The following is a 23,831-nucleotide window of genomic DNA, read 5'->3' as shown; positions in this document are numbered from 1 at the left end:
CGGCAGGATCGGCGGGGATGGATTAGTATTAACTCGAATCCCACAGAGCCGGGGGCGGGCATGAAGGTACTGGTCACGATAAAGCGGGTGATTGACTACCACGTCAAGGTCAGGGTCAAGGCGGATCAGAGCGAGGTGGATCTGGCCAACGTCAAGATGGCGGCCAACCCCTTCTGCGACATCGCGGTGGAAGAGGCGGTGCGCATGAAGGAAAAGGGCTGGGTGTCGGAAATCGTCGCCGTCTCCGTCGGCCCCGCCGCGGCCCAGGAGCAACTGCGGGCGGCGCTGGCGCTGGGGGCGGACCGGGCGGTGCTGGTGCAGAGCGCCGAGGTCGCCGAGCCGCTCACCGTGGCCAGGCTGCTGGCCGCCTTGTGCGAGCGGGAGCAGCCCGGGCTGGTGCTGCTCGGCAAGCAGTCCATCGATACCGACAACAACCAGGTGGGGCAGATGCTGGCGGCGCTCAAGGGCTGGCCCCAGGGCACCTTCGCCTCGCGCATCGAGCTCGAAGGCGACGAGCTCCTGGTCACCCGGGAGGTGGACGGCGGCCTGCAGACCCTGGCGCTGGCCCTGCCGGCGGTGGTGACCACGGATCTCCGGCTCAACGAGCCGCGCTATGCCTCCCTGCCCAATATCATGAAGGCCAAACAGAAACCCCTGGAGACCCTGACCCCGGACGACCTCGGGATCACGCCCAGGGCCCATTCCCGGGTGCTCAGGGTGACGCCGCCGCCGGTGCGCAAGGCCGGCATCAAGGTGGCCGATGTGGCCGAGCTGGTGGACAAGCTCAAGCACGAGGCGAAGGTGATCTGATGACGACTCTGGTGATAGCGGAACACGACAACGAGTCCCTGAAGCCGGCTACCCTGCATGTACTGGGGGCCGCCACCCGGCTGGGGACGGACATCGAGCTGCTGGTGATGGGCAAGGGCTGCCGGGCGGTGGCCGAGGCCGCCGCCCGTCTCGGAGTACGCAAGGTGTTGCTGGCGGAGCACGCCGGCCATGAGCACCAGTTGGCGGAGGCGGGTGCGGCCCAGGTGGCGGCCCTGGCGGGCGGCTACTGCCACCTGCTGGCGCCGGCCACCACCTTCGGCAAGAACCTGATGCCGAGGGTGGCGGCCCTGCTCGACCTGGGCATGGTGTCCGAGGTGATCGCCATCGAGGCGCCGGATACCTTCGTCCGACCCATCTATGCGGGCAACGCCATCGCCACCGTGCAGTCCCTCGATGCCATCAAGGTGCTGACGGTGCGCGCCATCGCCTTCGAGGCGGTCATGCCGGGCGAGCAGGCGGCACCGATAGAGGTGCTGGCGCCCGTCGCCGGCCCGGCTGGCAGCCGGTTCCTGGGCGAGGAACTGAGCCCGAGCGAGCGGCCCGAGCTCACCTCGGCGCGGGTGGTGATCTCCGGCGGCCGGGGCCTGGGCTCGAAGGACAACTTCGCCTTGCTGGAACGGCTGGCGGACCGGCTGGGCGCCGCCGTCGGCGCCAGCCGGGCGGCGGTGGACGCGGGCTTTGCCGCCAACGACATGCAGGTGGGCCAGACCGGCAAGATAGTGGCGCCCGAACTCTATATCGCCGTGGGCCTGTCCGGCGCCATCCAGCACCTGGCGGGGATGAAGGACTCCAGGGTGATAGTGGCCATCAACAAGGATGCGGAGGCGCCCATCTTCCAGGTGGCGGATTACGGCCTGGTGGCGGACTTGTTCGATGTGCTGCCCGAGCTGGAAAGGCAACTGGCGCCAGGATCGTAAACAGGTTCTTAGAGCCTGTTCAAAGTCGTTGCGCAGCTTGTCTGTAACGACTCGGCAAAGAGGCAATCCTTGTCGCCTCTTTCAAGCTCCGCCTTGGCCTGATAGTGGTATCAGAAAGCGATACCGCGTTTGGCCGAGTACAGCAGATCGCAAACAGGCTCTCGGGTGAATGTCGTTTTATCTGATCTGCATCAAGCTTTGGGTGTTACATTTTGTTGTAATAAAACTACATAAAACGTTATAGTGCCGTTCAGTCTTCCGCCGGCAGCAGGTTCGAATGCGGAACAGGACGGCTTTAAGCGCCTTAGCCCGGACATTGTTTCATTGTCGTTATCGGGCATCTTGCGTATACTATGACCCCGTCTTGAATTCCACATTTCATTCGTTCCCTAGCTTTCTTCAGGTTCAGCATGACGACTAAATATATTTTTGTTACTGGTGGGGTAGTGTCCTCCTTGGGTAAAGGCATTGCGGCCGGCTCCCTGGCGGCCATCCTCGAGGCTCGCGGTCTTAATGTGACCATTATGAAGCTGGATCCCTATATCAACGTGGATCCGGGAACCATGAGCCCGACCCAGCACGGTGAAGTTTTCGTGACTGACGACGGTGCCGAAACCGACCTGGACCTCGGCCATTACGAGCGTTTCATCCGTACCAAGATGACCCGCCGCAACAATTTCACCACCGGTCGTATCTATGCGGACGTGCTGCGTAAGGAACGGCGCGGCGACTACCTGGGCGCGACCATACAGGTGATCCCCCATATCACCAACGCCATCAAGGACAGGGTGATTGCCGGCGCCGAAGGGCATCAGGTGGCCATTGTGGAAGTCGGCGGCACCGTGGGCGATATCGAATCGTTGCCGTTCCTCGAGGCGCTGCGTCAGCTGGCGGTGGAAGTGGGCCGGGAAAATACCCTCTTCATGCACCTGACCCTGGTGCCCTATATGGCGGCCGCCGGCGAGGTGAAGACCAAGCCGACCCAGCATTCGGTCAAGGAGCTGCTGTCTATCGGCATCCAGCCCGATATCCTGATCTGCCGCAGCGACCGGGCCATTCCGCCCAACGAGCGCGCCAAGATTGCCCTGTTCTGCAATGTGTCCGAAAAGGCCGTGATTTCCCTGAAAGACGTGGACTCCATCTACAAGATCCCGGCGTTGCTGCGTTCCCAGGGGCTGGATGAGCTGGTGGTCCGCCGCTTTGCCCTGGATTGTCCGCCCTCGGATCTGTCCGAATGGGAACAGGTGATTTACGAAGAAGCCAATCCGGTGGGGGAAGTAACCATTGGTATGGTGGGCAAGTACGTCGAGCTGCCCGATGCCTACAAGTCGGTCAACGAGGCACTCAAGCACGGCGGCCTGAAGAACCGGCTCACCGTCAACATCAAGTACATCGACTCCCAGGATCTGGAAAGCAAGGGCCTGGGGTTGCTCGAGGGGTTGGACGCCATCCTGGTGCCCGGCGGCTTCGGCGAGCGTGGGGTCGAGGGCAAGATCATGGCGGCCCGCTATGCCCGGGAGCACCGCGTGCCCTACCTCGGCATCTGTTTGGGGATGCAGGTGGCACTGATCGAATACGCCCGCAACGTGGCCGGCCTGGAAGGCGCCCACTCCACCGAGTTCGACAAGCAAAGCCCCTACCCGGTAGTGGGGCTGATCACCGAATGGGTGGATGAAGAAGGCAAGGTGGAAGTACGTGACGAACAGTCGGATCTGGGCGGCACCATGCGCCTGGGGGCCCAGCTGTGCCACCTGGAACCGGGTTCCAAGGTGCATGCCCTGTATGGCTCCGATACCATCTACGAGCGTCACCGCCACCGTTATGAAGTCAACAACCGGCTGCTGCCCAAGATTGAAGCGGCGGGCCTGAAAGTGACCGGCCGTTCCGCCGACAAGAAACTGGTGGAGATCATCGAGAACCCGGATCACCCCTGGTTCGTGGCGGCCCAGTTCCACCCCGAGTTCACCTCCACGCCCCGCGACGGCCACGGCCTGTTCGCCGGTTTTGTGAAGGCGGCGGGCCAACACCAGCAGGGTGAACTGGAATAACCTGATCCTACGGCTGAGCCACCTGGCTTGGCCGTATTTTTATAGTGCTTTGTTTCGTTTTACTTTTTAACTCAAGAGGAAAGAGAGAATGGCAAAGATTGTTAAAGTGATCGGTCGCGAAATCATCGACTCCCGCGGTAACCCCACAGTTGAAGCCGACGTCTACCTGGAAGGTGGTTTCATGGGCCGCGCCGCGGCGCCGTCCGGTGCCTCCACCGGCTCCCGCGAAGCGCTGGAACTGCGTGACGGCGACAAGTCCCGCTTCCTGGGCAAAGGGGTACAGGTTGCCGTGGCCAACATCAACGACAAGATCGCCGCCGCCCTCGCCGGCAAGGACGCCACCCAGCAGGCCGAGATCGACCAGATCATGATCGACCTGGACGGCACCGAGAACAAGGCCAGCCTGGGCGCCAACGCCATCCTGGCCGTGTCCCTGGCCACCGCCAAGGCCGCCGCCGCCGCCAAGGGCCTGCCCCTGTACGCCTGGATTGCCGAGCTGAACGGCACCGCCGGCCAGTTCTCCATGCCGCTGCCGATGATGAACATCATCAACGGCGGTGAGCATGCCGACAACAACGTCGACATCCAGGAGTTCATGATCCAGCCGGTCGGCGCCAAGAACATCAAGGAAGCCCTGCGCATCGGCGCCGAGGTGTTCCACAACCTGGCCAAGGTGCTGAAGGCCAAGGGCCTGTCCACCGCCGTGGGTGACGAGGGTGGTTTCGCTCCCGATCTGGAGTCCAACGCCGCCGCCCTGGCCGCCATCAAGGAAGCCGTGGAGCAAGCCGGTTACGTGCTGGGCCAGGACGTGACCCTGGCCATGGACTGTGCCGCTTCCGAGTTCTTCGACAAGGAAAAGGGCAACTACAACCTGAAGGGCGAAGGCAAGGTGTTCTCTTCCCAGGAATTCACCCATTACCTGGAAGAGCTGACCAAGCAGTACCCGATCGTCTCCATCGAAGACGGCCTGGACGAGTCCGACTGGGATGGCTTCGCCTACCAGACCAAGGTGCTGGGCGACAAGATCCAGCTGGTGGGTGACGATCTGTTCGTGACCAACACCAAGATCCTGAAAGAAGGCATCGACAAGGGCATCGCCAACTCCATCCTGATCAAGTTCAACCAGATCGGTTCCCTGACCGAGACCCTGAACGCCATCAAGATGGCCAAGGACGCCGGCTACACCGCCGTCATCTCCCACCGCTCCGGCGAGACCGAAGACGCCACCATCGCCGACCTGGCGGTAGGCACCTGTGCCGGTCAGATCAAGACCGGCTCCATGAGCCGCTCCGACCGTATCGCCAAGTACAACCAGCTGATCCGTATCGAGGAAGAGCTGGGTGCCAAGGCCCCCTACCGCGGTCTGGCCGAGGTGAAAGGCCAGGCCTGAGCCCTGACGTTCATCCTGTCGTGATATCGAAACCCCGCATCAGCGGGGTTTCTTTTGTTCGGCGCATGAATATGGGAAACTAGCGCGCAACTTAGGAGGATGGATGCGCACCCTGACGCTGATACTGCTCGCCCTGCTGGGCGCCTTGCAGCACCACCTTTGGTGGGGAAAGAACGGCCTGGCCGAATATAACGAAGCCAGGGCCAACGTGGCCCGTCAACTGGAAGATAACGAGCAGCTGGTGGCGCGCAATGGCCTGCTCTACCGGGAGATCGAAGATCTCAACAACGGCCTGGCCGCGGTGGAAGAACTGGCGCGCAATGATCTGGGCATGATCAAGCCGGGAGAAACCTTCTACCGGCTGTTGCCGGCACAAGATACGCCACAACCATGAAGCCGCCGTCATCCTTTACCGCGGTCGTACCGGCGGCCGGGGTCGGCAAGCGCATGGCCGCGGGCCTGCCCAAACAGTATCTGCCGCTGCTCGGCAGTACCGTGCTGGAACATACCCTGAACCGCCTGCTGGAACATCCCGCCATAGGGCGAGTCATTGTTGCCACGGCGGAGCATGACCATTGGTTTCCGGCCCTGGCCATCGCCCGGGATCCCCGGGTGTTGCGGGTGAACGGTGGCAAGGAAAGGGCCGACTCGGTGCTCAACGCCCTGGCCCGGGTCGAGACCGACTGGGTGCTGGTACATGACGCGGCCCGGCCTTGTCTGCACCCGGCTGATCTGGAGGCGGTGTTGGCGGCGGGGCGGCAGCATGAAGGCGCCATACTGGCGTGCCGGGTGCGGGACAGCATGAAACGGGGGGATGGCCATGGGGCCATCAGCGGCAGTGTGTCCAGGGATGAACTCTGGCATGCGCTTACCCCCCAGTGTTTTGCCACCCGTCCGTTGCGGGAGGCGTTGGCCGCCGCCCTGGCCGCCGGTTGCGACATTACCGACGAAGCCTCGGCCATGGAATGGGCCGGCTTCCGTCCCCGCCTGGTCGAGGGACGGGCCGACAATATCAAGATCACCCGGCCGGAAGACCTGGGACTGGCGGGCTTTTTTCTGCAGCAGATGATAGAGAGCGAACAATGATGCGAATCGGGCACGGTTTCGACGTGCATAAATTCGGTGGCGAAGGCCCTTGTATCCTGGCCGGGGTAGCGGTGCCCTACCAGCAGGGTCTGCTGGCCCATTCCGACGGTGACGTTATCCTGCACGCCCTGAGCGATGCCCTGCTCGGGGCTATTGGTGCCGGTGATATCGGCCGGCACTTTCCGGATACCGATGCCGCCTTCGCCGGCATCGACAGCCGCATCCTGCTGCGCGACGTGTTCAACCGGGTCAGGCAGGCCGGCTTTGTGCTCGGCAACGCCGATATTACCGTACTGGCCCAGGCGCCCAAGCTGGCGCCTTTTATCGATGCCATGGTCGCCAATATTGCTGCCGACCTGCAGGCTGACACTACCCTGATTAACGTCAAGGCCACGACCACCGAACAGCTCGGTTTCGTCGGCCGTAAAGAGGGCATCGCGGCCGAAGCCGTGGTGTTACTGGTAAAACGATGAGCAACAACTGGCATTATCTGCACGGACAACCGCAGTTCCATGGCCGCCTGAAGGCGGTGCCCGAAGATTTTATTGTACGCGAGGATCTGGGCTTTGAACCCGGCGGCGAGGGCGAGCATATCCTGCTGCATGTACGCAAACGGGGTCAGAATACCCAGTGGGTGGCGCGCGAGCTGGCCCGGTTGGCCGGGGTCGCGCAACGGGATGTGACCTGGGCCGGGCTGAAGGATCGCCATGCGGTGACCGAGCAATGGTTCGGGGTCCATCTGCCGGGCAAGGAGATGCCCGATTTTTCGCCGCTGGAGAACGACGATGTCCAGATCCTGGCCATCGCCCGGCACCATAAAAAGCTGAAAACCGGTGCCCTCAAGGGCAACTGGTTTGAACTCAGGATCAGCGGGCTGGAAGGCGAAGGCGAGCTGGACGCCCGCCTGGCCGCCATCGCCGCTCGGGGGGTGCCCAACTACTATGGCGACCAGCGCTTCGGCCGGGATTTCGGTAACCTGGAACAGGCCAGGGCCATGTTCGCCGGCCGGCGCATCAAGGATCGCAACAAGCGTTCGCTGTTCCTGTCCTCGGCGCGCAGCTACCTGTTCAACCTGGCGGCCAGTCATCGTCTGGCGCAAGGGCTGGGCGAGCAGTTGCTGGACGGCGACTGCGTGATGCTGGCCGGCAGCCAGTCTTTCTTTACCCTGGGCGAAGGCAACCCCCTGGATGAGGCGATGCAGGTGCGTTTTGCCGAGGGTGATATCCGCCTGAGTGCGCCCCTGTGGGGGCGTGGCCGGCTGCCGAGCCAGGGGGGGGCGGCCGAGTTGGAACAGGCCGCGTTGACGGGGCAGGAAGCGCTGTGCGCCGGGCTCGAGGCCAACGGCCTCAAGCAGGAGCGGCGGGCGCTGCTGCTCAAGCCGGAACAGCTGCAATGGCAGCGGCAGGGCGACGCCCTGCGGCTGTCGTTCTGGCTGCCGGCGGGCAGTTATGCCACCAGCCTGGTGCGTGAATTGATCAAGGACAGCGGAAGCCATGAAGATACTGGTGAGTAACGATGACGGGGTCAATGCCCTGGGGATCCGGACCCTGAGCCGGGTACTGGCGGAATTTGCCGAAGTGGTGACGGTGGCACCGGATCGCAATCGCAGTGGGGCCAGCCACTCGCTGACCCTGGAGGTGCCGCTGCGGGCCGACAAACTCGACGATACCGGCTTCTATTCGGTCAAGGGCACCCCGACCGACTGTGTGCACTGGGCGGTGAACAGCCTGCTGGATCCGGACCCGGACATGGTGGTGGCCGGCATCAACCACGGCGCCAACCTGGGCGACGACGTGCTCTATTCCGGCACAGTGGCGGCGGCCACCGAAGGTCGCCACCTGGGGCTGCCGGCGGTGGCGGTGTCCTTGTGCGGTGACCGCCACTTCGACACCGCCGCCCACTACGCTGCCCTGTTGGTGCAGGGGGTGCTGCGGGCCCCCTTGTCGGCCAACCAGATCCTCAACGTCAACATACCCGACTTGCCCCTGGCAGAGATTCAGGGTATCAAAGTGACTCGTTTGGGAAATCGGCACAGATCCGAGGCGGTGCTGAAGGAATTCGATCCCCGAGGCCGGCCCATTTACTGGATAGGACCTCCCGGCGCCAAGCAGGATGCGGGCGAAGGCACCGATTTCGATGCGGTGGAGCGGGGCTTCGTCTCCATTACCCCGCTGACCATCGACATGACGGCTTACAGCCAGATGGCGGCGTTGGCCAGTTGGATCAAAGAAGTGGAGTAACGGGTGCTAACGTTAGCGGGACAACAACTCTATCGTTTGCTGCAGCAGCAGGGTATCAAGGATGAACGGGTATTGCGGGCCGTGGCCTGTCTGCCCCGGGCCCAGTTTGTCGACGAGGCCATGGCGCATAAAGCCTGGGAAAACAGTGCCCTGCCCATCGGTTTTGGCCAGACCATCTCCCAACCCTATATAGTGGCACGGATGACCGAAGTGCTGCTGGCCCAGCAGCCCCGGCGGGTACTGGAAATCGGTACCGGCTCCGGCTTCCAGACCGCGGTGCTGGCGCAACTGGTCGAGCAGGTGTTTACCATAGAGCGGATCAAGGCCTTGCAATACCAGGCCCGACGCCGGTTGCAGCGGCTCGATTTGCACAATGTGTCCACCAAGCATGGTGATGGTTGGCAGGGCTGGGCCAGCAAGGCCCCTTTCGATGCCATTCTGGTCACGGCGGCGGCCGAAGAAACGCCACAGGCCTTGCTGTCGCAACTGGCCGATGGCGGCTGCATGGTGATTCCGGTTGGCGAACATCAGCAGTCACTGTGGCGCTACGAGCGCCGGGGCGACAGTTTCTCGCGTACCGAGCTGGGGTCGGTACGCTTCGTTCCTTTAGTGAAGGGTGATGTTGAGTGAAGATATTCTCGCGGTTGTATCGACAAGTGATGATGTGGGCGGTACACCGGCATGCGCCGCTGTACTTGTCCATGACCAGTTTCGTCGAGTCTATTTTCTGGCCGGTACCGGTAGACGTGATGCTGGCGCCCATGGCCCTGGCCAAACCGGAACGGGCCTGGCGTTATGCCGCCATGGCCACGGTGTTTTCGGTGCTGGGGGCGGCCTTCGGTTACCTGCTGGGCTATGCCCTGTGGGAACCCCTGGTAGAGCCTTTTATCAACACCATGGGCTACCAGGACAAGATGCAGGTCGCTCAGCAGTGGTTCAGCGAGTGGGGAGTCTGGGTTATTTTTATCGCCAGTTTTACGCCCATTCCCTATAAGGTCTTTACCGTGACGGCCGGCCTGCTACAGATGGCGTTTCTGCCTTTCCTGCTGATCTCCCTGGTGGGACGGGGCTTGCGCTTTTTCCTGGTTTCGGGATTGATGGTATGGGGCGGGGTTCGCATGGAGCGCAAGCTTATCCAGTACATCGATATCCTCGGCTGGATATGCATAGCGGCGGCCGTGGTGGCCTATTTGTTGCTGAGAAACTGATGCGGAGGCGGAGCGGCTCTATTCGGCTGTTGTGTGTCAACCTGGCGTTGCTGGCCCTGTTGACCGCCTGCTCCGCCTCCCGCCCGGCCCCCGTGACGGGGGTTGGAGTCCGTGCCCAGGTACAGGCCGACGGTCGTACCCATAGGGTGGTGCGGGGCGATACCCTCTACTCCATCGCCTGGCAGGCGGGCACCGATGTGCCGACCCTGGCCCGCCACAATGGGATTCAGCCGCCTTATCATATCTTTCCCGGACAGGTATTGCGGCTGGATGTGCCCGGTGGTGTTCGCGCGTTTTATCGTGTGCGTCGGGGGGATACCCTTAACGCCATCGCTCGTCAAACCGGCCATTCGGTGGCGGATCTGGCCACCCTGAATAACCTCAAGCCGCCTTATCGTATTTACGTGGGGCAGCAGCTGACCCTGCGCCCCACCCAGGACCCGCCCGTGACGGTGCAAACCACGCTACCCACGTCACCCACGCCCGTGTTGCCTCGAACCCAGGAGACTCGCCCGACTTCCGTCACCACGGCCGGTGCCGGCGCAAAAACGGCTGGTACGAGCACTCCGTCAAAAGCAGCGAAGCCTCTTGCACCCGCGCAAGGAAAAGCATACGCTGAACCCAAAGTACAAAAAAACACCGCTGTCAATACCGCTGTCGCCTGGCAATGGCCGGCTCAGGGACCCGTTATTTCCGGGTTCTCGCTGGCAGAAACCGGCAACAAAGGCATTGATATCCGGGGCAGCAGGGGCCAGGCCATCAAGGCGGCCGCTGCGGGTAAGGTAGTTTACGCAGGGAATGCGCTACGTGGTTACGGCAATCTGATCATCATCAAACACAATGATGATTATTTGTCCGCCTATGCTCACAACGAAGTGCTCCGGGTCAAGGAGCAGGAAGCGGTGAGTGCAGGTCAGCACATAGCGGATATGGGTAGCAGTGACACCTCTGATGTTCGGTTGCATTTCGAAATCCGGTATCAGGGGACATCGGTCGATCCGATGCGATATCTGCCGAAGCGATAGACTCCGGGAGTTGGGTAGTACCCGGATTTAGGGAGAACTGCCATGAGCCATAGCAAAGAAGTGGTCCACGACGAAGACGTGGATTTTGATGCCGATGTTGAACTGGAGGCGATCGCGGCCAGCGATGACCAGGAGAGTATTCAGGAAGAAGAAATCCTCAACGTCCCCAGCCAACGTACTCTAGATGTGACCCAGCTGTATCTGGGGGAAATCGGATTTTCTCCGCTGCTCACCGCAGAGGAAGAAGTCCACTATGCCCGGCGCGCCCTGCGCGGCGATTTGGCCGCCCGCAAGCGGATGATCGAGTCCAACCTGCGGCTGGTGGTCAAGATTTCCCGCCGTTACAACAACCGGGGCCTGGCCCTGTTGGATCTGATTGAAGAGGGCAACCTCGGCCTTATCCGGGCGGTGGAGAAATTCGACCCCGAACGGGGGTTCCGTTTTTCCACCTACGCCACCTGGTGGATCCGCCAGACCATAGAGCGGGCCATCATGAACCAGACCCGCACCATCCGCCTGCCTATCCATGTGGTCAAAGAACTCAATGTCTACCTGCGCACCGCCCGGGAACTGGCGCACCGGTTGGATCATGAGCCCACCGCCGAGGAAATCGCCGATGCCCTCGACAAGCCGGTGGAAGACGTGTCCCGCATGCTCAAGCTGAACGAGAAAATCAGTTCGGTCGATACGCCTATCGGCGGTGACGGCGACAAGGCGCTGCTGGATGTGATCACCGACGAGCGCGACACGGATCCGGAGACCGAAACCCAGGAAGACGACATGCGCCTGAGCCTGGTGCATTGGCTGGAAGAGCTCAATCCCAAGCAACGGGAAGTGCTGGCCCGACGCTTCGGCCTGCTCGGCTACGAAGCCTCGACCCTGGAAGACGTGGGCCGGGAAATCGGCCTGACCCGGGAACGGGTACGGCAAATTCAGGTGGAAGCCCTGCGCCGGCTGAAGGAAATCCTCACCCAGCAGGGCTTGTCCATCGACACCCTGTTCCATAGCGACTGATAAACCACCAAGGCATCACCTCAAAGAAACGGCGGCAGAAACCTTGTTTCTGCCGCTGTTTCTTTATGCGTTTGACGCCTTGCGCCGCGCCTGCTTCAGCTGGTATAGCCGCTCCAGGGCCTGGCGCGGGCTCAGCTCGTCCGGCTGCAATTCGTCGAGCAGTGTCAGGGCCGGATCCGGCTCGGCATCGAACAGGGGCAGAGAGGGCTGGGCTTGTCCGGAAGGCTCGGCCTTGCCTGCCGGTGATTGATGGCTTTGCTCCAGCTCGGCCAGCTTCTGCTTGGCCAGCACCAGCACCGGCTTGGGCACCCCGGCCAGGGCGGCCACCTGCAGGCCGTAGGAGCGGCTGGCGGCGCCTTCCTGTACCGCATGCATAAAGGCGATGCTGTCCTGGTGCTCCACCGCATCCAGATGCACATTGGCGACACCGGGCCAGAGTCCGGCCAGCTCGGTCAGTTCGAAGTAATGGGTGGCGAACAGGGTATAGGCATGCAGCCGGTTGGCCAGCGCGTCGGCGCAGGCCCAGGCCAGGGCCAGGCCGTCATAGGTGCTGGTGCCGCGGCCGATCTCGTCCATCAGTACCAGGCTGTGGCGGCTGGCATTGTTGAGGATATTGGCCGTCTCGGTCATCTCCACCATAAAGGTGGAACGCCCCGAAGCCAGGTCGTCGGAGGCGCCGATGCGGGTGAAGATGCGGTCCACCCGCCCGATGCGGGCCCGTTGTGCCGGCACGAAGGAGCCCATGCAGGCCATCAGCACGATCAGTGCCGTTTGCCGCATATAGGTGGATTTTCCGCCCATGTTAGGGCCTGTTATCACCAGCATCTTGCGGTGTTCCGAGAGGCTGAGCGGGTTGGCGATAAAGGGCTCGTTCATCACCTGTTCCACCACCGGATGGCGTCCTTCCTCTATGTCGATGATCTCGTCATCGGTCAGGGTGGGGCGGCAGTAATTCAGGCTGTCGGCCCGTTCGGCCAGGTTGGCGAATACATCGGCCCGGGCCAACGCCGATGCGCTCTGTTGCAGCGGCCCCAACTGCTCCAGCAGCCGGTCGAGCAGGGCTTCATAGAGTTTCTTTTCCAGTGCCAGCCCCTTGCTCTGGGCATTGAGCACCTTGTCCTCGTACTCCTTGAGTTCGGGGATGATGTAGCGTTCATTGTTCTTCAGGGTCTGCCGGCGCACATAGTACACCGGCACCAGGTGGGCGCTGGCGCGGCTGACTTCGATATAGAAACCGTGCACCCTGTTGTAGGCCACCTTGAGGGTATGGATGCCGGTGGCGGCCTTTTCCCGGGCTTCCAGCTCTTCCAGGTAGCGGTGGGCGCCGGCGGCCAGCTCCCGCAGTTCGTCCAGCTCGGGGCTGAAACCGTCGCGGATCACACCGCCGTCGCGGATCACCACCGGCGGGTTGTCGACCACGGCCTGCTCCAGCAGTTCGGCCAGTTCCGGAAATTGACCTATGTGTTCGGCCAGGGGATCCAGGCAGGAGGGAGAGACCTCGCTCAGCACCGCCTGGATGTCGGGCAAGGCCTGCAGGGCGGCACGCAGCCGGCTCAGGTCCCGGGGGCGAGCCGAACGCAGGGCCAGGCGAGCCAGCACTCGCTCCAGATCGCCCACCTGTCGCAGCGGCGGGCGCAGCATTTCATGGCGCCCCTGCGCCATCAGGATGGCGATGAGGTCCTGGCGTTGGTGCAGTTCGCTGATATGGCGGCTGGGCTGGTGGATCCAGCGTTTCAGCAGGCGGCTGCCCATGGGCGTCGCGGTATTGTCCAGCACTTCCGCCAGGGTATTTTCCACCGAGCCCGACAGGTTCAGGGTCAGCTCCAGGTTGCGGCGGGTGGCGGCGTCCATGATCACCATGTCCTGACTGCGCTCGAGGCGGATGCCGTTGATATGGGGCAGGGCGGTGCGCTGGGTATCTTTCACGTACTGCAGCAGGCAGCCGGCGGCACAGAGCGCGGTGGCGGACTGTTCCACCCCGAAGCCGATCAGATCCCGGGTGCCGAACTGCTGGCACAGCAGGTGGCGGGCGGTGCCCAGGTCGAACTCCCATTCCGGCCGGCGCCTTAGCCCCTTGCGCTGTTCGATAAGATGAAACCAGCCGAAACCTTCCGGATAAAGCAGCTCGGCGGGCTGGGTGCGCTGCAGTTCGGCCACCAGCGCCTCTTCTTCCTTGAACTGGTTGATCACGAAGCGGCCGGTACTGACGTCGACGATACCGAAACCGAATTGCTGGCCGTCGTGATATACCGCCGCCACGCAGTTGTCCTGGCGTTCGTTCAGCAGGGCCTCGTCGGACAGGGTCCCGGGGGTGACGATGCGTACCACCTGCCGTTCCACCGGCCCCTTGCTGGTGGCCGGATCCCCGATTTGTTCACAGATGGCCACCGATTCGCCCATTTGCACCAGCCGGGCCAGATAGTTCTCCGCTGCGTGGTAGGGCACGCCCGCCATGGGAATGGGGGTGCCGGCCGACTGGCCGCGTTTGGTCAGGGAGATGTCCAGCAGCCGGGAGGCTTTCTTGGCATCGTCATAAAACAGCTCATAAAAATCCCCCATGCGGTAGAACAGCAGTATGTCCGGATGCTGGGCCTTGAGGGCGAGATATTGCTGCATCATGGGGGTGTGTGGGGTCTTGTCTTGATTCATAAGCTAAATCAATACCTTATATTTTTATGAGACGTTTTTTGGTGCCCTGGTCGGGCGATGGGCATTGGCGCTGCCGGCCCGGGTCGGCATAATAACAGCATATTGGCCGAAGCACATGACCGGGGAGGCGGCTTTGCGGAGCGGAATACTGGCCCAACAATTGGGTGAAACCCTGTTGAGTCGGGGACTGATGATGACGACGGCCGAGTCCTGTACCGGTGGTGGCATCGCCTATGCCATTACCGATGTGGCCGGCAGTTCGGCCTGGTTCGACCGGGGTTTCGTCACTTACTCCAATGCGGCCAAGAGCGAAATGCTGGGCGTGGATCCGGCACTGATCGCGCAGCATGGCGCCGTCAGCGAGGCCGTGGTGGAAGCCATGGCCAAAGGCGCCTGCGCCGCCGCCGGGGTCGCGCTCGGGGTCGCGGTCAGCGGTGTGGCCGGTCCGGATGGCGGCACCCCGGAAAAGCCGGTGGGCACCGTCTGGCTGGCTTGTTATCTGGCGCCTGCCGACCGCCTGAGCTGTCGCCGGCTGCAGCTCGAGGGTGATCGCATCGCCGTACGGCAGCAGACCGTCGCCGCCGCTTTGGCGGATTGCCTGGCGCTGTTGGCGGCAACCCGGACTTGATACTGTACGAATAACCAGTATACTCAACCCTATATCTCAAGACGCAGTTAGCTTACTTCAGCGGAGCACCACATGGATCAGAACAAAGAAAAAGCCTTGGCCGCCGCCCTGGGCCAGATTGAAAAGCAGTTTGGCAAAGGTTCCATCATGCGGTTGGGCGACAACAAGGCTTTGAATGTCGAAGCCATTTCCACCGGCTCCCTGTCGCTGGACATCGCCCTCGGCATCGGCGGCCTGCCCACCGGCCGTATCGTCGAGATCTATGGTCCCGAGTCCTCCGGTAAGACCACCCTCACCCTGCAGGTGATCGCCGAGGCCCAGCGCCAGGGCAAGGTCTGTGCCTTCGTGGACGCCGAGCACGCGCTGGATCCGGTTTATGCCGGCAAGCTGGGGGTGAACGTCGACGATCTGCTGGTATCCCAGCCGGATACCGGTGAGCAGGCGCTGGAGATCTGCGACATGCTGGTCCGCTCCGGTGCCGTTGATGTCATCATCGTCGACTCGGTGGCGGCCCTGACTCCCCGCGCCGAAATCGAAGGCGAAATGGGCGACTCCCACGTCGGCCTGCAGGCCAGGTTGATGTCCCAGGCCTTGCGCAAGTTGACCGGCAATATCAAGAGTGCCAACTGCCTGTGTATCTTCATCAACCAGATCCGGATGAAAATCGGCGTCATGTTCGGCAGCCCGGAAACCACCACCGGGGGCAACGCGCTCAAGTTCTATGCCTCGGTGCGCCTCGATATCCGTCGCATCGGCGCGATCAAGGAAGGTGACGAGGTGGTCGGCAACGAAACCCGGGTCAAGGTGGTGAAGAACAAGGTGGCGCCTCCCTTCAAGCAGGCCGAGTTCCAGATTATGTACGGAGCCGGCATTTCCAAGGAAGGGGAGCTGATCGAGTTGGGTGTCAAGCACAAGCTGATTGAAAAATCCGGTGCCTGGTACAGCTACAAGGGCGACAAGATAGGCCAGGGCAAGGCGAATTCCATCAAATTCCTGCTGGAGAACAAGTCGATCTCCGGCGAAATCGAACAGCAACTCCGTCAGTTGCTTTTGACTCCGGCCGCCAAGGAAGACAAGGGCGACAAGGATTATGAAACCGTCGCCGAGCTGGACGGCCCGGACGGCAGCAGCGACGAGTTTTAACCGACAGGCCGGGATATTCCCGGCCTTTGTTTTAGCAGAGTACCATGGAATCCAACCTTACCCCGCAACAGCTATGGGACTGTGCCCTGCGACTGTTGTCCCGCCGGGAGCACAGTCGACGGGAGCTGGCGCAAAAGCTGCGGCAGCGCCAGTTTGAGGCCGGGCTGATCGAACAGGCGCTGGATCGCCTGGAACAGCAACACTGGCTGGCGGATGGCCGCTTTGCTACCGTGCAGGTGCGCCAGCATATCCTTAAAAAGCATGGACCCATGCGAATTCGTGCTGAGCTGCAGCGCAAGGGTATCGCCCAAGCCGATATAGAGCAGGCGCTGGCGGCGGAAGCGCCCGACTGGTTTGCACTGGCAGAGTGCTGCTACCGGGCCAGGTTTACCCCCAGCAGGCGGCTGGACATCAAGGAAAGAGCCCGGCGTATACGTTACCTGCAGGGGCGGGGTTTTGCTCCCGAGCATATCCGTCATGCCCTGGAGGCCGATCCGGAGTAGCAGTTTCTTCCCCTCGGTGACAAGGCGCGTTTTACATTGGCCCGGATACCTTTTAAATTATCCGGGTTAACGCCTATGAACCCCAGCAATAGAACAGGATTTTCCATGCAGATGACCACATCGGAGTTACGCACCGCGTTTCTCGAGTATTTCCGCCAGCAGGGCCACCAGGTGGTGGCGTCCAGCTCGTTGGTGCCCCACAACGATCCCACCCTGCTGTTCACCAATGCCGGTATGAACCAGTTCAAAGACCTGTTCCTGGGGCTCGAACAACGGGCTTACAACAGGGCGGTCAGCTCCCAGCGTTGCGTGCGAGCCGGCGGCAAGCACAACGACCTGGAAAATGTGGGTTATACCGCGCGTCACCATACCTTCTTCGAAATGCTGGGCAACTTCAGTTTTGGTGACTATTTCAAGCAGGACGCCATTCGTTTTGCCTGGGAGTTCCTGACCACAGTGGTCAAGCTGCCGACGGACAAGCTGTGGGTGACCGTCTACGCCACCGACGACGAGGCGTTCGATATCTGGTCCAAGGACATGGGCGTGCCCGTCGAACGCATCGTTCGCATCGGTGACAACAAGGGAGCCCAGTACGCGTCCGATAACTTCTGGACCATGGGCGATACCGGCCCCTGCGGTCCCTGCACCGAGATTTTCTATGATCACGGCCCCGAGATCTGGGGCGGCCCTCCCGGCAGCCCGGAAGAAGACGGCGATCGTTATATCGAGATCTGGAACCTGGTGTTCATGCAGTTCAACCGGCATGCGGACGGCACCATGGAACCCTTGCCCAAACCGTCGGTGGATACCGGCATGGGCCTGGAGCGTATCGCCACCATCTTGCAGGGCGTGCATTCCAACTACGAGATCGACCTGTTCCAGGCGCTGATCAGGGCGGCCGCCAAGGCGGTGGGCACCGAGGATCTCGACAACAAGTCCCTGCGGGTGATCGCCGACCATATCCGTTCCTGCTCCTTCCTGATCGCCGACGGCGTCATGCCGTCCAACGAAGGGCGGGGCTATGTGCTGCGCCGTATCATCCGCCGTGCCGTGCGCCATGGCCGTAAGCTGGGCGCCGAGCAGGCCTTCTTCTACACCCTGGTCGGGGCCCTGTGCGAGCAGATGTCCGACGCCTACCCCGAACTCAACAGCCAGCGCGCCATTATCGAAAAGGTGCTGCGACTGGAAGAGGCCCAGTTCGCCCGCACCCTGGATCGGGGTCTGCAGCTGCTGGAAGACGCCATTGCCGAGCTGGGCGATGGCAAGGTGTTGCCCGGTGAGGTGGTGTTCAAGCTGTACGACACCTACGGTTTCCCGGCGGATCTGACCGCCGACGTGCTGCGGGATCGCGACCTTAGTATCGATGAAGCCGGTTTCGAGACCCTGATGCAGCAGCAACGGGAACGGGCCAAGGAAGCCTCCAACTTCGGGGTGGACTATTCCAGGGTGATCAGGGTGGACGGCCAGACCGACTTCACCGGTTACCAGCACCTGGCCGAACCGGCCCGGGTGACAGCCCTGTTCAAGGACGGCGAACCGGTGCCGGCCCTGATCGCCGGCGAGGAAGCCGCCGTGGTGCTGGACAAGACCCCCTTCTACGCCGAGTCCGGCGGCCAGGTGGGGGACAGTGGCGTGATCAAGATGGACGACGGCCTGTTCGTGGTCAAGGACACCCAGAAAGCCGGTAACGGCATACTGCACCTGGGCTACCTGGAACTGGGCACCCTGGAAGTGGATGAAGAAGTCACCGCCGCCGTCGACAGCTATCGTCGCCAGGCCACCGCCCTGAACCACTCGGTCACCCACCTGATGCATGCCTGCCTGCGCAAGCTGCTGGGCGAGCACGTCATCCAGAAAGGCTCCCTGGTGGGGCCGGACCGGCTGCGCTTCGATTTCTCCCACCTGGAAGCGATGACGCCCCAGGAGATCCGGGAGGTCGAGGACATGGTCAACAAGGAGATCCGGGCCAACCATGCGGTGTCTACCGAGCTGATGGATCTGGACGCGGCCAAGGGCGCGGGCGCCATGGCCCTGTTCGGCGAGAAATACGATGACGAGGTGCGGGTGGTGACCATGGGGGAGGTGTCCACCGAGCTGTGTGGCGGTACCCATGTGCGGCGCACCGGCGACATCGGCCTGTTCAAGATCCTGTCGGAAAGCGGCATCGCCGCCGGTATTCGTCGCATCGAGGCGGTCACCGGTGATGCGGCCCTGGCCTATCTGCACCAGCTGGATCATGAAATTGCTCAAGCCGCCAGCCTGGTCAAGGGTGATCTGTTCTCGGTGTCGGCGAAGGTTCGGCAGATGCTGGATCGCAGCCGCCAGCTCGAGAAGGAAATAGAACAGCTCAAAGCCAAGCTGACTGCCCATGCGGGGGCTTCCCTGCTGGAGCAGGTCATCGAGGTAAACGGCACCAAGGTGCTGGTGGCCAACCTTGAGGGGATCGATGCCAAGTCCCTGCGCGGCTCCCTGGACGACCTCAAGGTCAAGCTGCAGTCCGGCGTGGTGGTGCTGGCCACCGTGGCCGACGGCAAAGTCAGCCTGATTGCCGGGGTCACCAAGGATCTGACCGACAGGGTCAAGGCCGGCGAGCTGGTCAACCTGGTGGCCCAGCAGGTGGGCGGCAAGGGCGGTGGCCGGCCGGACATGGCCCAGGCCGGTGGTACCGAGCCGGCACAGCTGCCGGCGGCCCTGGCTTCGGTCACGCCCTGGTTGACAGAGCGGCTATAATTTTTAGGCAGCAATGAGATAGCGCTGTTGAAACTTAAAGAGGCCTGTCGATGACAGGCCTCTTGATTTAGGGATAAAGCTACCCCATCTGTAAGGAGGGGAAAGGCTAGGTTTTTTAGCACCTTTATCGGATAATAAATAACATTTTTAACTATTACACAGAATAGACAGGAGCTGGCAGATGCTGATTTTGACTCGTAGAGTAGGGGAAACCCTGATGATTGGTGATGAAGTCACCGTGACCGTGCTGGGTGTAAAAGGCAATCAGGTGCGTATCGGCGTTAATGCGCCGAAAGAAGTCTCTGTACACCGCGAAGAGATTTACATGCGTATACAGGCCGAGAAAGGGACCGGTCAGGACAGCCAGTACTAATCGATTTGGGGCGTTTTTTGTTCGCATTGCCTTCTTTTAACTCATTGTGTTTAAAGAATGTTCGAACAAAAAACTGGGTTGGAAAAAGTGTTTGACTTATTTTGGCCCGGCGTTAATATACGCCCCGCAAACACGGTGAGGTGGCCGAGAGGCTGAAGGCGCTCCCCTGCTAAGGGAGTATGCGGCTTATACCCGCATCGAGGGTTCGAATCCCTCCTTCACCGCCATTTACGCATCCGTAGCTCAGCTGGATAGAGTACTCGGCTACGAACCGAGCGGTCGGAGGTTCGAATCCTCCCGGATGCGCCATATTAGCAAGTCAGTCAGTTTTTAGATAAGCATCCGTAGCTCAGCTGGATAGAGTACTCGGCTACGAACCGAGCGGTCGGAGGTTCGAATCCTCCCGGATGCGCCATCTAAATACCAGGTTTTAAAAATTGCATCCGTAGCTCAGCTGGATAGAGTACTCGGCTACGAACCGAGCGGTCGGAGGTTCGAATCCTCCCGGATGCGCCACTATCGAAGAACCGGCCCAGTGCCGGTTTTTTTGTGTCCGAACATTTATCCCTTCTTGTACCTGCATTGTTGATATCTCGTTGCTTTTCTGTATACAAATCACCTTTTTACCGAAAATTATGAATATTTATTCTTATTTTTTGGCTTTAAATGTGTAAGTTGCGACTTGACTCGTATTTTTTTTGTAATATTTACAACATTTTTTAAAATGTAACATTGCCAAGGCATCCTCAAGCTGGGTATGCTCTTGGCCGGATAGTAGACAGCAAGGAGTATGCTGATGGAACACGTCTCTTCTCAACTGCTTGATGCCGCCAGCCTGATGGGCCTGGGGATGGCGTTTGTGTTCGCCTTCCTCTCGCTTACCATTTTGGCCATCAAGGTATTGTCGCTGGTGGCCGCCGAGCCGGCACCCTCGCCGGCCGGTGTCACGGCCACACCGACGGCCCCGGGCCTGAGCCCGCAGAAAATGGCAGCGATCAGCGCCGCCATTACCCAATACAAAAACAATAAGAAAGGCTGAGCCTGGCTCAGAGATGGACTAACTCGAAACGGAACTTAACGGAGCTTCGTCATATGACTAAACCACTTGCCATCACCGATGTGGTACTGCGTGATGCCCACCAATCCATCCTGGCCACCCGGTTGCGCCTGGAAGACATGCTGCCCATCGCCGAAAAGCTGGACGACATCGGCTACTGGTCCCTGGAGACCTGGGGCGGCGCCACTTTTGATGCCTGTATCCGTTACCTGGGTGAGGATCCCTGGGAACGCCTGCGTGCCCTGAAAAAGGCCATGCCGAAAACCAGGCAGCAAATGCTGCTGCGCGGCCAGAACCTGCTGGGCTACCGCCACTATGCCGACGATCTGGTGTACAAGTTCGTCGAGCGGGCGCGTAGCAACGGTATGGACGTGTTCCGTATCTTCGATGCCATGAACGACGTGCGCAACCTGGAAACCGCCATCAAGGCGACCGTGGCGGTAGAAGGCCATGCCCAGGGCACCATCTCCTACACCACCTCGCCGGTACATACCCTGGAGATGTGGGTCGATATGGCGAAGAAGCTGGAAGACATGGGCTGTCACTCCATCTGTATCAAGGACATGTCCGGCCTGCTCAAGCCTTATGAAGCCGAGAAACTGATCAAGAGCATCAAGGCCGCGGTCAAACTGCCGTTGGCACTGCACTGCCATGCCACCACCGGCCTGAGTCTGCCGACCCACATGAAGGCCATCGATGCCGGCATCGATATGCTGGATACGGCTATCTCCTCCATGAGCATGACCTACGGCCATTCCCCCACCGAGACCCTGGTGGCCATGGTGGAAGGCACCGAACGGGATACCGGCCTGGATCTGACCAAGCTGGAAGAGATTGCCGCCTATTTCCGCGATGTACGCAAGAAATACGCCCAGTTCGAAGGCAGCCTCAAGGGGGTGGATTCCCGCATCCTGCTGGCCCAGGTACCCGGCGGCATGCTCACCAACATGGAGAGCCAGCTGAAAGAGCAGGGCGCGGCCGACAAGATGGACGAAGTGCTGAAAGAGATCCCGCGGGTGCGGGAAGACCTGGGCTTCATCCCCCTGGTGACCCCTACCTCCCAGATCGTGGGCACCCAGGCGGTGATCAACGTGCTCACCGGCGAGCGCTACAAGAGCATCACCAAGGAAACCGCCGGTGTGCTCAAGGGCGAGTACGGTGCGGCCCCGGCGCCGGTCAATGCCGAGCTGCAGAAACGGGTGCTGGATGGCGCCGAGCCCATTACCTGCCGCCCCGCGGATCTGCTGAGCGACGAGCTGGACAAGCTGACCGGCGAGTTCACCGAACTGGTCAAGACCGAGCAACTGCGGGTCGCCACCGAGGTGGTGGACGACGTGCTCACCTACGCCCTGTTCCCGCAGATCGGTCTCAAATTCATCCGTAACCGCGACAACCCCGCCGCTTTCGAGCCGGCCCCCGGCACCGAGCCGGAGCCGATCGCTGCCCCTGCAGCCGCCAAGGCCGCCACTGGCGCGCCCGAAGTCTACGCGGTCAAGGTGGACGGCCAGGTATTCGAGGTGGAAGTGGGCCCGGCAGGCAGCATCAGCGCCGTGCGTGCAAACGGTGCTGCGGCGCCCGTTGCGGCAGCGGCCCCCGCAGCGGCGGCGGGTAGTGGCGAGCCGGTGCCCGCCCCCCTGGCCGGCAACATCTTCAAGGTGGTGGCCAAGAAGGGTGCCCAGGTGGCCGAAGGCGAACTGCTGATGATCATGGAAGCCATGAAGATGGAAACCGAGGTGCGTGCCGCCCGGGCCGGCCAGATCGTGGATGTGCTGGTCAAGGAAGGGGACGCGGTATCCGTGGGCGACCCCCTGGTCAGCCTGGCCTAAGGAGCGGTGATGGAGTCTTTACTAACCCTGTGGCAGGAAACCGGCCTGGCCAATTTCCACTGGAAACAGCTGGTGATGATAACGGTCTGTCTGGGCCTGGTGTATCTCGCCATCGCCAGGGGCTTCGAGCCCCTGCTGTTGCTGCCCATCGGCTTCGGCGGCGTGCTGGCCAACATCCCCAACGCGGGCATGGCCGAGCCGGGGGGCCTGCTGTACTACGTGTACGAGGTGGGTATCGGCAGCGGCATCTTCCCTCTGCTGATCTTCATGGGCGTGGGCGCCATGACCGACTTCGGTGCATTGATCGCCAACCCCAAGACCCTGTTGCTGGGGGCGGCGGCCCAGTTCGGTATCTTCGCCACCCTGTTCGGTGCCATTGCCCTGAACTTCCTGCCCGGGTTCAATTTCACCCTGGCGGATGCCTCGGCCATCGCCATCATCGGGGGGGCTGATGGGCCCACCGCCATCTTCCTGGCCTCCAAGCTGGCCCCGGATCTGCTCGGTGCCATCGCCGTGGCGGCTTATTCCTATATGGCGCTGGTACCCATCATACAGCCGCCGATCATGAAGCTGCTGACCACCAAGGCCGAGCGTGCGATCAAGATGGAGCAGCTGCGCCACGTGAGCAAACGGGAGAAGGTCTTGTTTCCGCTGATGGTGCTGGCCCTGACCATACTGTTCCTGCCGTCGGCGGCGCCGCTGATCGGTATGTTCTGCCTGGGCAACCTGATGAAGGAGTCCGGGGTGGTGGACCGGTTGTCCAAGACCGCCCAGAACGAGCTTATCAACATCGTCACCATCTTCCTGGGGTTGGCGGTGGGCTCCAAGCTGTCGGCGGAGCAGTTCCTGACCCTGGATACCCTGGGCATACTCGGCCTGGGGGCCGTGGCCTTCGCCATCGGCACCGCCGGTGGCGTGCTGATGGCCAAGCTGATGTGCAAGCTGACCGGCGGCAAGGTCAACCCCCTGATCGGGGCGGCCGGGGTGTCGGCGGTGCCGATGGCGGCCCGGGTGGTCAACAAGGTGGGTCTGGAGGCCAACAACCAGAACTTCCTGCTGATGCATGCCATGGGCCCCAACGTGGCCGGGGTTATCGGCTCGGCGGTGGCCGCCGGTGTGCTGCTGGCCCTGGTTGGCTGAGTCGAACGCTTATCCTGAATAGA

General features: G+C 61.6%; 22 protein-coding genes and 4 tRNA genes. 25 read left to right on the top strand and 1 reads right to left on the bottom strand.

What is annotated here, in order from left to right; genetic code table 11:
* Positions 1–60 precede the first annotated feature (60 nt).
* The 13 genes from JKV55_RS04925 (at position 61) to rpoS (ending at position 11,759) form a co-directional block, all read left to right on the top strand.
* Entirely contained in the window at positions 61–810 is a 750-nt protein-coding gene (locus tag JKV55_RS04925) for an electron transfer flavoprotein subunit beta/FixA family protein (RefSeq protein ID WP_202082751.1), read from the top strand.
* The gene (locus tag JKV55_RS04920) at positions 810–1,748 is read left to right on the top strand and encodes an electron transfer flavoprotein subunit alpha/FixB family protein (RefSeq protein WP_202082749.1); all 939 of its coding nucleotides are present in this window, start codon (positions 810–812) and stop codon (positions 1,746–1,748) included. The genes JKV55_RS04925 and JKV55_RS04920 overlap by 1 nt, the downstream gene beginning before the upstream one ends.
* Before the next feature lie 410 nt (positions 1,749–2,158).
* A complete protein-coding gene (gene pyrG, locus JKV55_RS04915) occupies positions 2,159–3,796 on the top strand; it encodes a glutamine hydrolyzing CTP synthase (RefSeq protein ID WP_202082747.1) in 1,638 nt (545 codons plus the stop codon).
* An 88-nt stretch (positions 3,797–3,884) separates the two neighbouring features.
* The gene (eno, locus tag JKV55_RS04910) at positions 3,885–5,186 is read left to right on the top strand and encodes a phosphopyruvate hydratase (protein WP_202082745.1); all 1,302 of its coding nucleotides are present in this window, start codon (positions 3,885–3,887) and stop codon (positions 5,184–5,186) included.
* A 103-nt stretch (positions 5,187–5,289) separates the two neighbouring features.
* Entirely contained in the window at positions 5,290–5,580 is a 291-nt protein-coding gene (ftsB, locus tag JKV55_RS04905; protein ID WP_202082743.1) for a cell division protein FtsB, read from the top strand.
* Positions 5,577–6,272, top strand: coding sequence for a 2-C-methyl-D-erythritol 4-phosphate cytidylyltransferase (gene ispD / locus JKV55_RS04900; protein ID WP_202082741.1), 696 nt, complete (start codon positions 5,577–5,579; stop codon positions 6,270–6,272). Before ftsB ends, ispD begins: the two co-directional genes overlap by 4 nt.
* Entirely contained in the window at positions 6,269–6,745 is a 477-nt protein-coding gene (ispF, locus tag JKV55_RS04895) for a 2-C-methyl-D-erythritol 2,4-cyclodiphosphate synthase (RefSeq protein ID WP_202082739.1), read from the top strand. The genes ispD and ispF overlap by 4 nt, the downstream gene beginning before the upstream one ends.
* Positions 6,742–7,785 (top strand): tRNA pseudouridine(13) synthase TruD, encoded by a 1,044-nt coding sequence (gene truD, locus JKV55_RS04890; protein WP_202082737.1) that lies wholly within the window; start codon positions 6,742–6,744, stop codon positions 7,783–7,785. Before ispF ends, truD begins: the two co-directional genes overlap by 4 nt.
* Positions 7,766–8,512, top strand: a complete 747-nt coding sequence (gene surE, locus JKV55_RS04885) for a 5'/3'-nucleotidase SurE (protein ID WP_202082735.1) — start codon at positions 7,766–7,768, stop codon at positions 8,510–8,512. The genes truD and surE overlap by 20 nt, the downstream gene beginning before the upstream one ends.
* Positions 8,513–8,515: 3 nt before the next feature.
* Complete coding sequence (locus tag JKV55_RS04880; protein ID WP_202082734.1) at positions 8,516–9,142, top strand: protein-L-isoaspartate(D-aspartate) O-methyltransferase; 627 nt, start codon at positions 8,516–8,518, stop codon at positions 9,140–9,142.
* Positions 9,139–9,720: a YqaA family protein gene (locus tag JKV55_RS04875; protein WP_202082732.1), complete on the top strand. Its 582-nt coding sequence runs from the start codon at positions 9,139–9,141 to the stop codon at positions 9,718–9,720. Before JKV55_RS04880 ends, JKV55_RS04875 begins: the two co-directional genes overlap by 4 nt.
* Positions 9,721–9,917: 197 nt before the next feature.
* Positions 9,918–10,745, top strand: a complete 828-nt coding sequence (locus JKV55_RS04870; RefSeq protein WP_439654897.1) for a peptidoglycan DD-metalloendopeptidase family protein — start codon at positions 9,918–9,920, stop codon at positions 10,743–10,745.
* A gap of 42 nt (positions 10,746–10,787) precedes the next feature.
* Positions 10,788–11,759 (top strand): RNA polymerase sigma factor RpoS, encoded by a 972-nt coding sequence (gene rpoS / locus JKV55_RS04865; protein WP_202082730.1) that lies wholly within the window; start codon positions 10,788–10,790, stop codon positions 11,757–11,759.
* A 63-nt stretch (positions 11,760–11,822) separates the two neighbouring features.
* Here the strand turns inward: rpoS and mutS are convergent, their stop codons facing one another.
* The gene (mutS, locus tag JKV55_RS04860) at positions 11,823–14,408 is read right to left on the bottom strand and encodes a DNA mismatch repair protein MutS (RefSeq protein WP_237332665.1); all 2,586 of its coding nucleotides are present in this window, start codon (positions 14,406–14,408) and stop codon (positions 11,823–11,825) included.
* A gap of 133 nt (positions 14,409–14,541) precedes the next feature.
* Here mutS and JKV55_RS04855 point away from each other — a divergent pair, with 133 nt between their 5' ends.
* The 12 genes from JKV55_RS04855 to JKV55_RS04800 all read left to right on the top strand — a co-directional run bounded on the left by JKV55_RS04855 (position 14,542) and on the right by JKV55_RS04800 (position 23,808).
* Positions 14,542–15,036, top strand: coding sequence for a CinA family protein (locus tag JKV55_RS04855; RefSeq protein ID WP_439654896.1), 495 nt, complete (start codon positions 14,542–14,544; stop codon positions 15,034–15,036).
* Positions 15,037–15,108: 72 nt separating this feature from the next.
* Positions 15,109–16,179, top strand: coding sequence for a recombinase RecA (gene recA / locus JKV55_RS04850; protein WP_202082726.1), 1,071 nt, complete (start codon positions 15,109–15,111; stop codon positions 16,177–16,179).
* Between the two features lie 44 nt (positions 16,180–16,223).
* Entirely contained in the window at positions 16,224–16,682 is a 459-nt protein-coding gene (locus JKV55_RS04845; RefSeq protein ID WP_202082724.1) for a regulatory protein RecX, read from the top strand.
* A 105-nt stretch (positions 16,683–16,787) separates the two neighbouring features.
* On the top strand, positions 16,788–19,412 hold the full coding sequence (gene alaS / locus JKV55_RS04840; protein WP_202082722.1) for an alanine--tRNA ligase: 2,625 nt from the start codon (positions 16,788–16,790) through the stop codon (positions 19,410–19,412).
* Between the two features lie 181 nt (positions 19,413–19,593).
* Positions 19,594–19,785, top strand: coding sequence for a carbon storage regulator CsrA (gene csrA, locus JKV55_RS04835; protein WP_094040499.1), 192 nt, complete (start codon positions 19,594–19,596; stop codon positions 19,783–19,785).
* 134 nt (positions 19,786–19,919) lie between these two features.
* A tRNA-Ser gene (locus tag JKV55_RS04830) sits at positions 19,920–20,012 on the top strand.
* Between the two features lie 5 nt (positions 20,013–20,017).
* A tRNA-Arg gene (locus JKV55_RS04825) sits at positions 20,018–20,094 on the top strand.
* Positions 20,095–20,123: 29 nt separating this feature from the next.
* Positions 20,124–20,200: transfer RNA gene (locus JKV55_RS04820), tRNA-Arg, on the top strand.
* A gap of 24 nt (positions 20,201–20,224) precedes the next feature.
* Positions 20,225–20,301, top strand: a tRNA-Arg gene (locus tag JKV55_RS04815).
* Between the two features lie 274 nt (positions 20,302–20,575).
* Positions 20,576–20,824, top strand: coding sequence for an OadG family protein (locus JKV55_RS04810; RefSeq protein ID WP_202082720.1), 249 nt, complete (start codon positions 20,576–20,578; stop codon positions 20,822–20,824).
* 53 nt (positions 20,825–20,877) lie between these two features.
* Positions 20,878–22,668: a sodium-extruding oxaloacetate decarboxylase subunit alpha gene (gene oadA / locus JKV55_RS04805; protein ID WP_202082718.1), complete on the top strand. Its 1,791-nt coding sequence runs from the start codon at positions 20,878–20,880 to the stop codon at positions 22,666–22,668.
* A 9-nt stretch (positions 22,669–22,677) separates the two neighbouring features.
* Positions 22,678–23,808 (top strand): sodium ion-translocating decarboxylase subunit beta, encoded by a 1,131-nt coding sequence (locus JKV55_RS04800; RefSeq protein WP_202082716.1) that lies wholly within the window; start codon positions 22,678–22,680, stop codon positions 23,806–23,808.
* Positions 23,809–23,831 lie beyond the last annotated feature (23 nt).

Source organism: Zobellella iuensis, assembly GCF_016746085.1.
Classification (GTDB): Bacteria; Pseudomonadota; Gammaproteobacteria; order Enterobacterales; family Aeromonadaceae; genus Oceanimonas; species Oceanimonas iuensis.
Note: the sequence above shows the minus strand (reverse complement) of the source record. Positions and strands in the feature narration are given on the sequence as shown.

Excerpts from the sequence above, each read along its gene's own strand:
- ispD (WP_202082741.1), top strand. The coding sequence starts at position 5,577 with ATGAAGCCGCCGTCATCCTTTACCGCGGTCGTACCGGCGGCCGGGGTC.
- mutS (WP_237332665.1), bottom strand. The coding sequence starts at position 14,408 with ATGAATCAAGACAAGACCCCACACACCCCCATGATGCAGCAATATCTC.
- surE (WP_202082735.1), top strand. The coding sequence starts at position 7,766 with ATGAAGATACTGGTGAGTAACGATGACGGGGTCAATGCCCTGGGGATC.
- alaS (WP_202082722.1), top strand. The coding sequence starts at position 16,788 with ATGCAGATGACCACATCGGAGTTACGCACCGCGTTTCTCGAGTATTTC.
- ispF (WP_202082739.1), top strand. The coding sequence starts at position 6,269 with ATGATGCGAATCGGGCACGGTTTCGACGTGCATAAATTCGGTGGCGAA.
- csrA (WP_094040499.1), top strand. The coding sequence starts at position 19,594 with ATGCTGATTTTGACTCGTAGAGTAGGGGAAACCCTGATGATTGGTGAT.
- JKV55_RS04800 (WP_202082716.1), top strand. The coding sequence starts at position 22,678 with ATGGAGTCTTTACTAACCCTGTGGCAGGAAACCGGCCTGGCCAATTTC.
- truD (WP_202082737.1), top strand. The coding sequence starts at position 6,742 with ATGAGCAACAACTGGCATTATCTGCACGGACAACCGCAGTTCCATGGC.
- eno (WP_202082745.1), top strand. The coding sequence starts at position 3,885 with ATGGCAAAGATTGTTAAAGTGATCGGTCGCGAAATCATCGACTCCCGC.
- JKV55_RS04810 (WP_202082720.1), top strand. The coding sequence starts at position 20,576 with ATGCTGATGGAACACGTCTCTTCTCAACTGCTTGATGCCGCCAGCCTG.
- JKV55_RS04925 (WP_202082751.1), top strand. The coding sequence starts at position 61 with ATGAAGGTACTGGTCACGATAAAGCGGGTGATTGACTACCACGTCAAG.
- JKV55_RS04920 (WP_202082749.1), top strand. The coding sequence starts at position 810 with ATGACGACTCTGGTGATAGCGGAACACGACAACGAGTCCCTGAAGCCG.
- ftsB (WP_202082743.1), top strand. The coding sequence starts at position 5,290 with ATGCGCACCCTGACGCTGATACTGCTCGCCCTGCTGGGCGCCTTGCAG.
- JKV55_RS04845 (WP_202082724.1), top strand. The coding sequence starts at position 16,224 with ATGGAATCCAACCTTACCCCGCAACAGCTATGGGACTGTGCCCTGCGA.
- recA (WP_202082726.1), top strand. The coding sequence starts at position 15,109 with ATGGATCAGAACAAAGAAAAAGCCTTGGCCGCCGCCCTGGGCCAGATT.
- pyrG (WP_202082747.1), top strand. The coding sequence starts at position 2,159 with ATGACGACTAAATATATTTTTGTTACTGGTGGGGTAGTGTCCTCCTTG.
- oadA (WP_202082718.1), top strand. The coding sequence starts at position 20,878 with ATGACTAAACCACTTGCCATCACCGATGTGGTACTGCGTGATGCCCAC.
- rpoS (WP_202082730.1), top strand. The coding sequence starts at position 10,788 with ATGAGCCATAGCAAAGAAGTGGTCCACGACGAAGACGTGGATTTTGAT.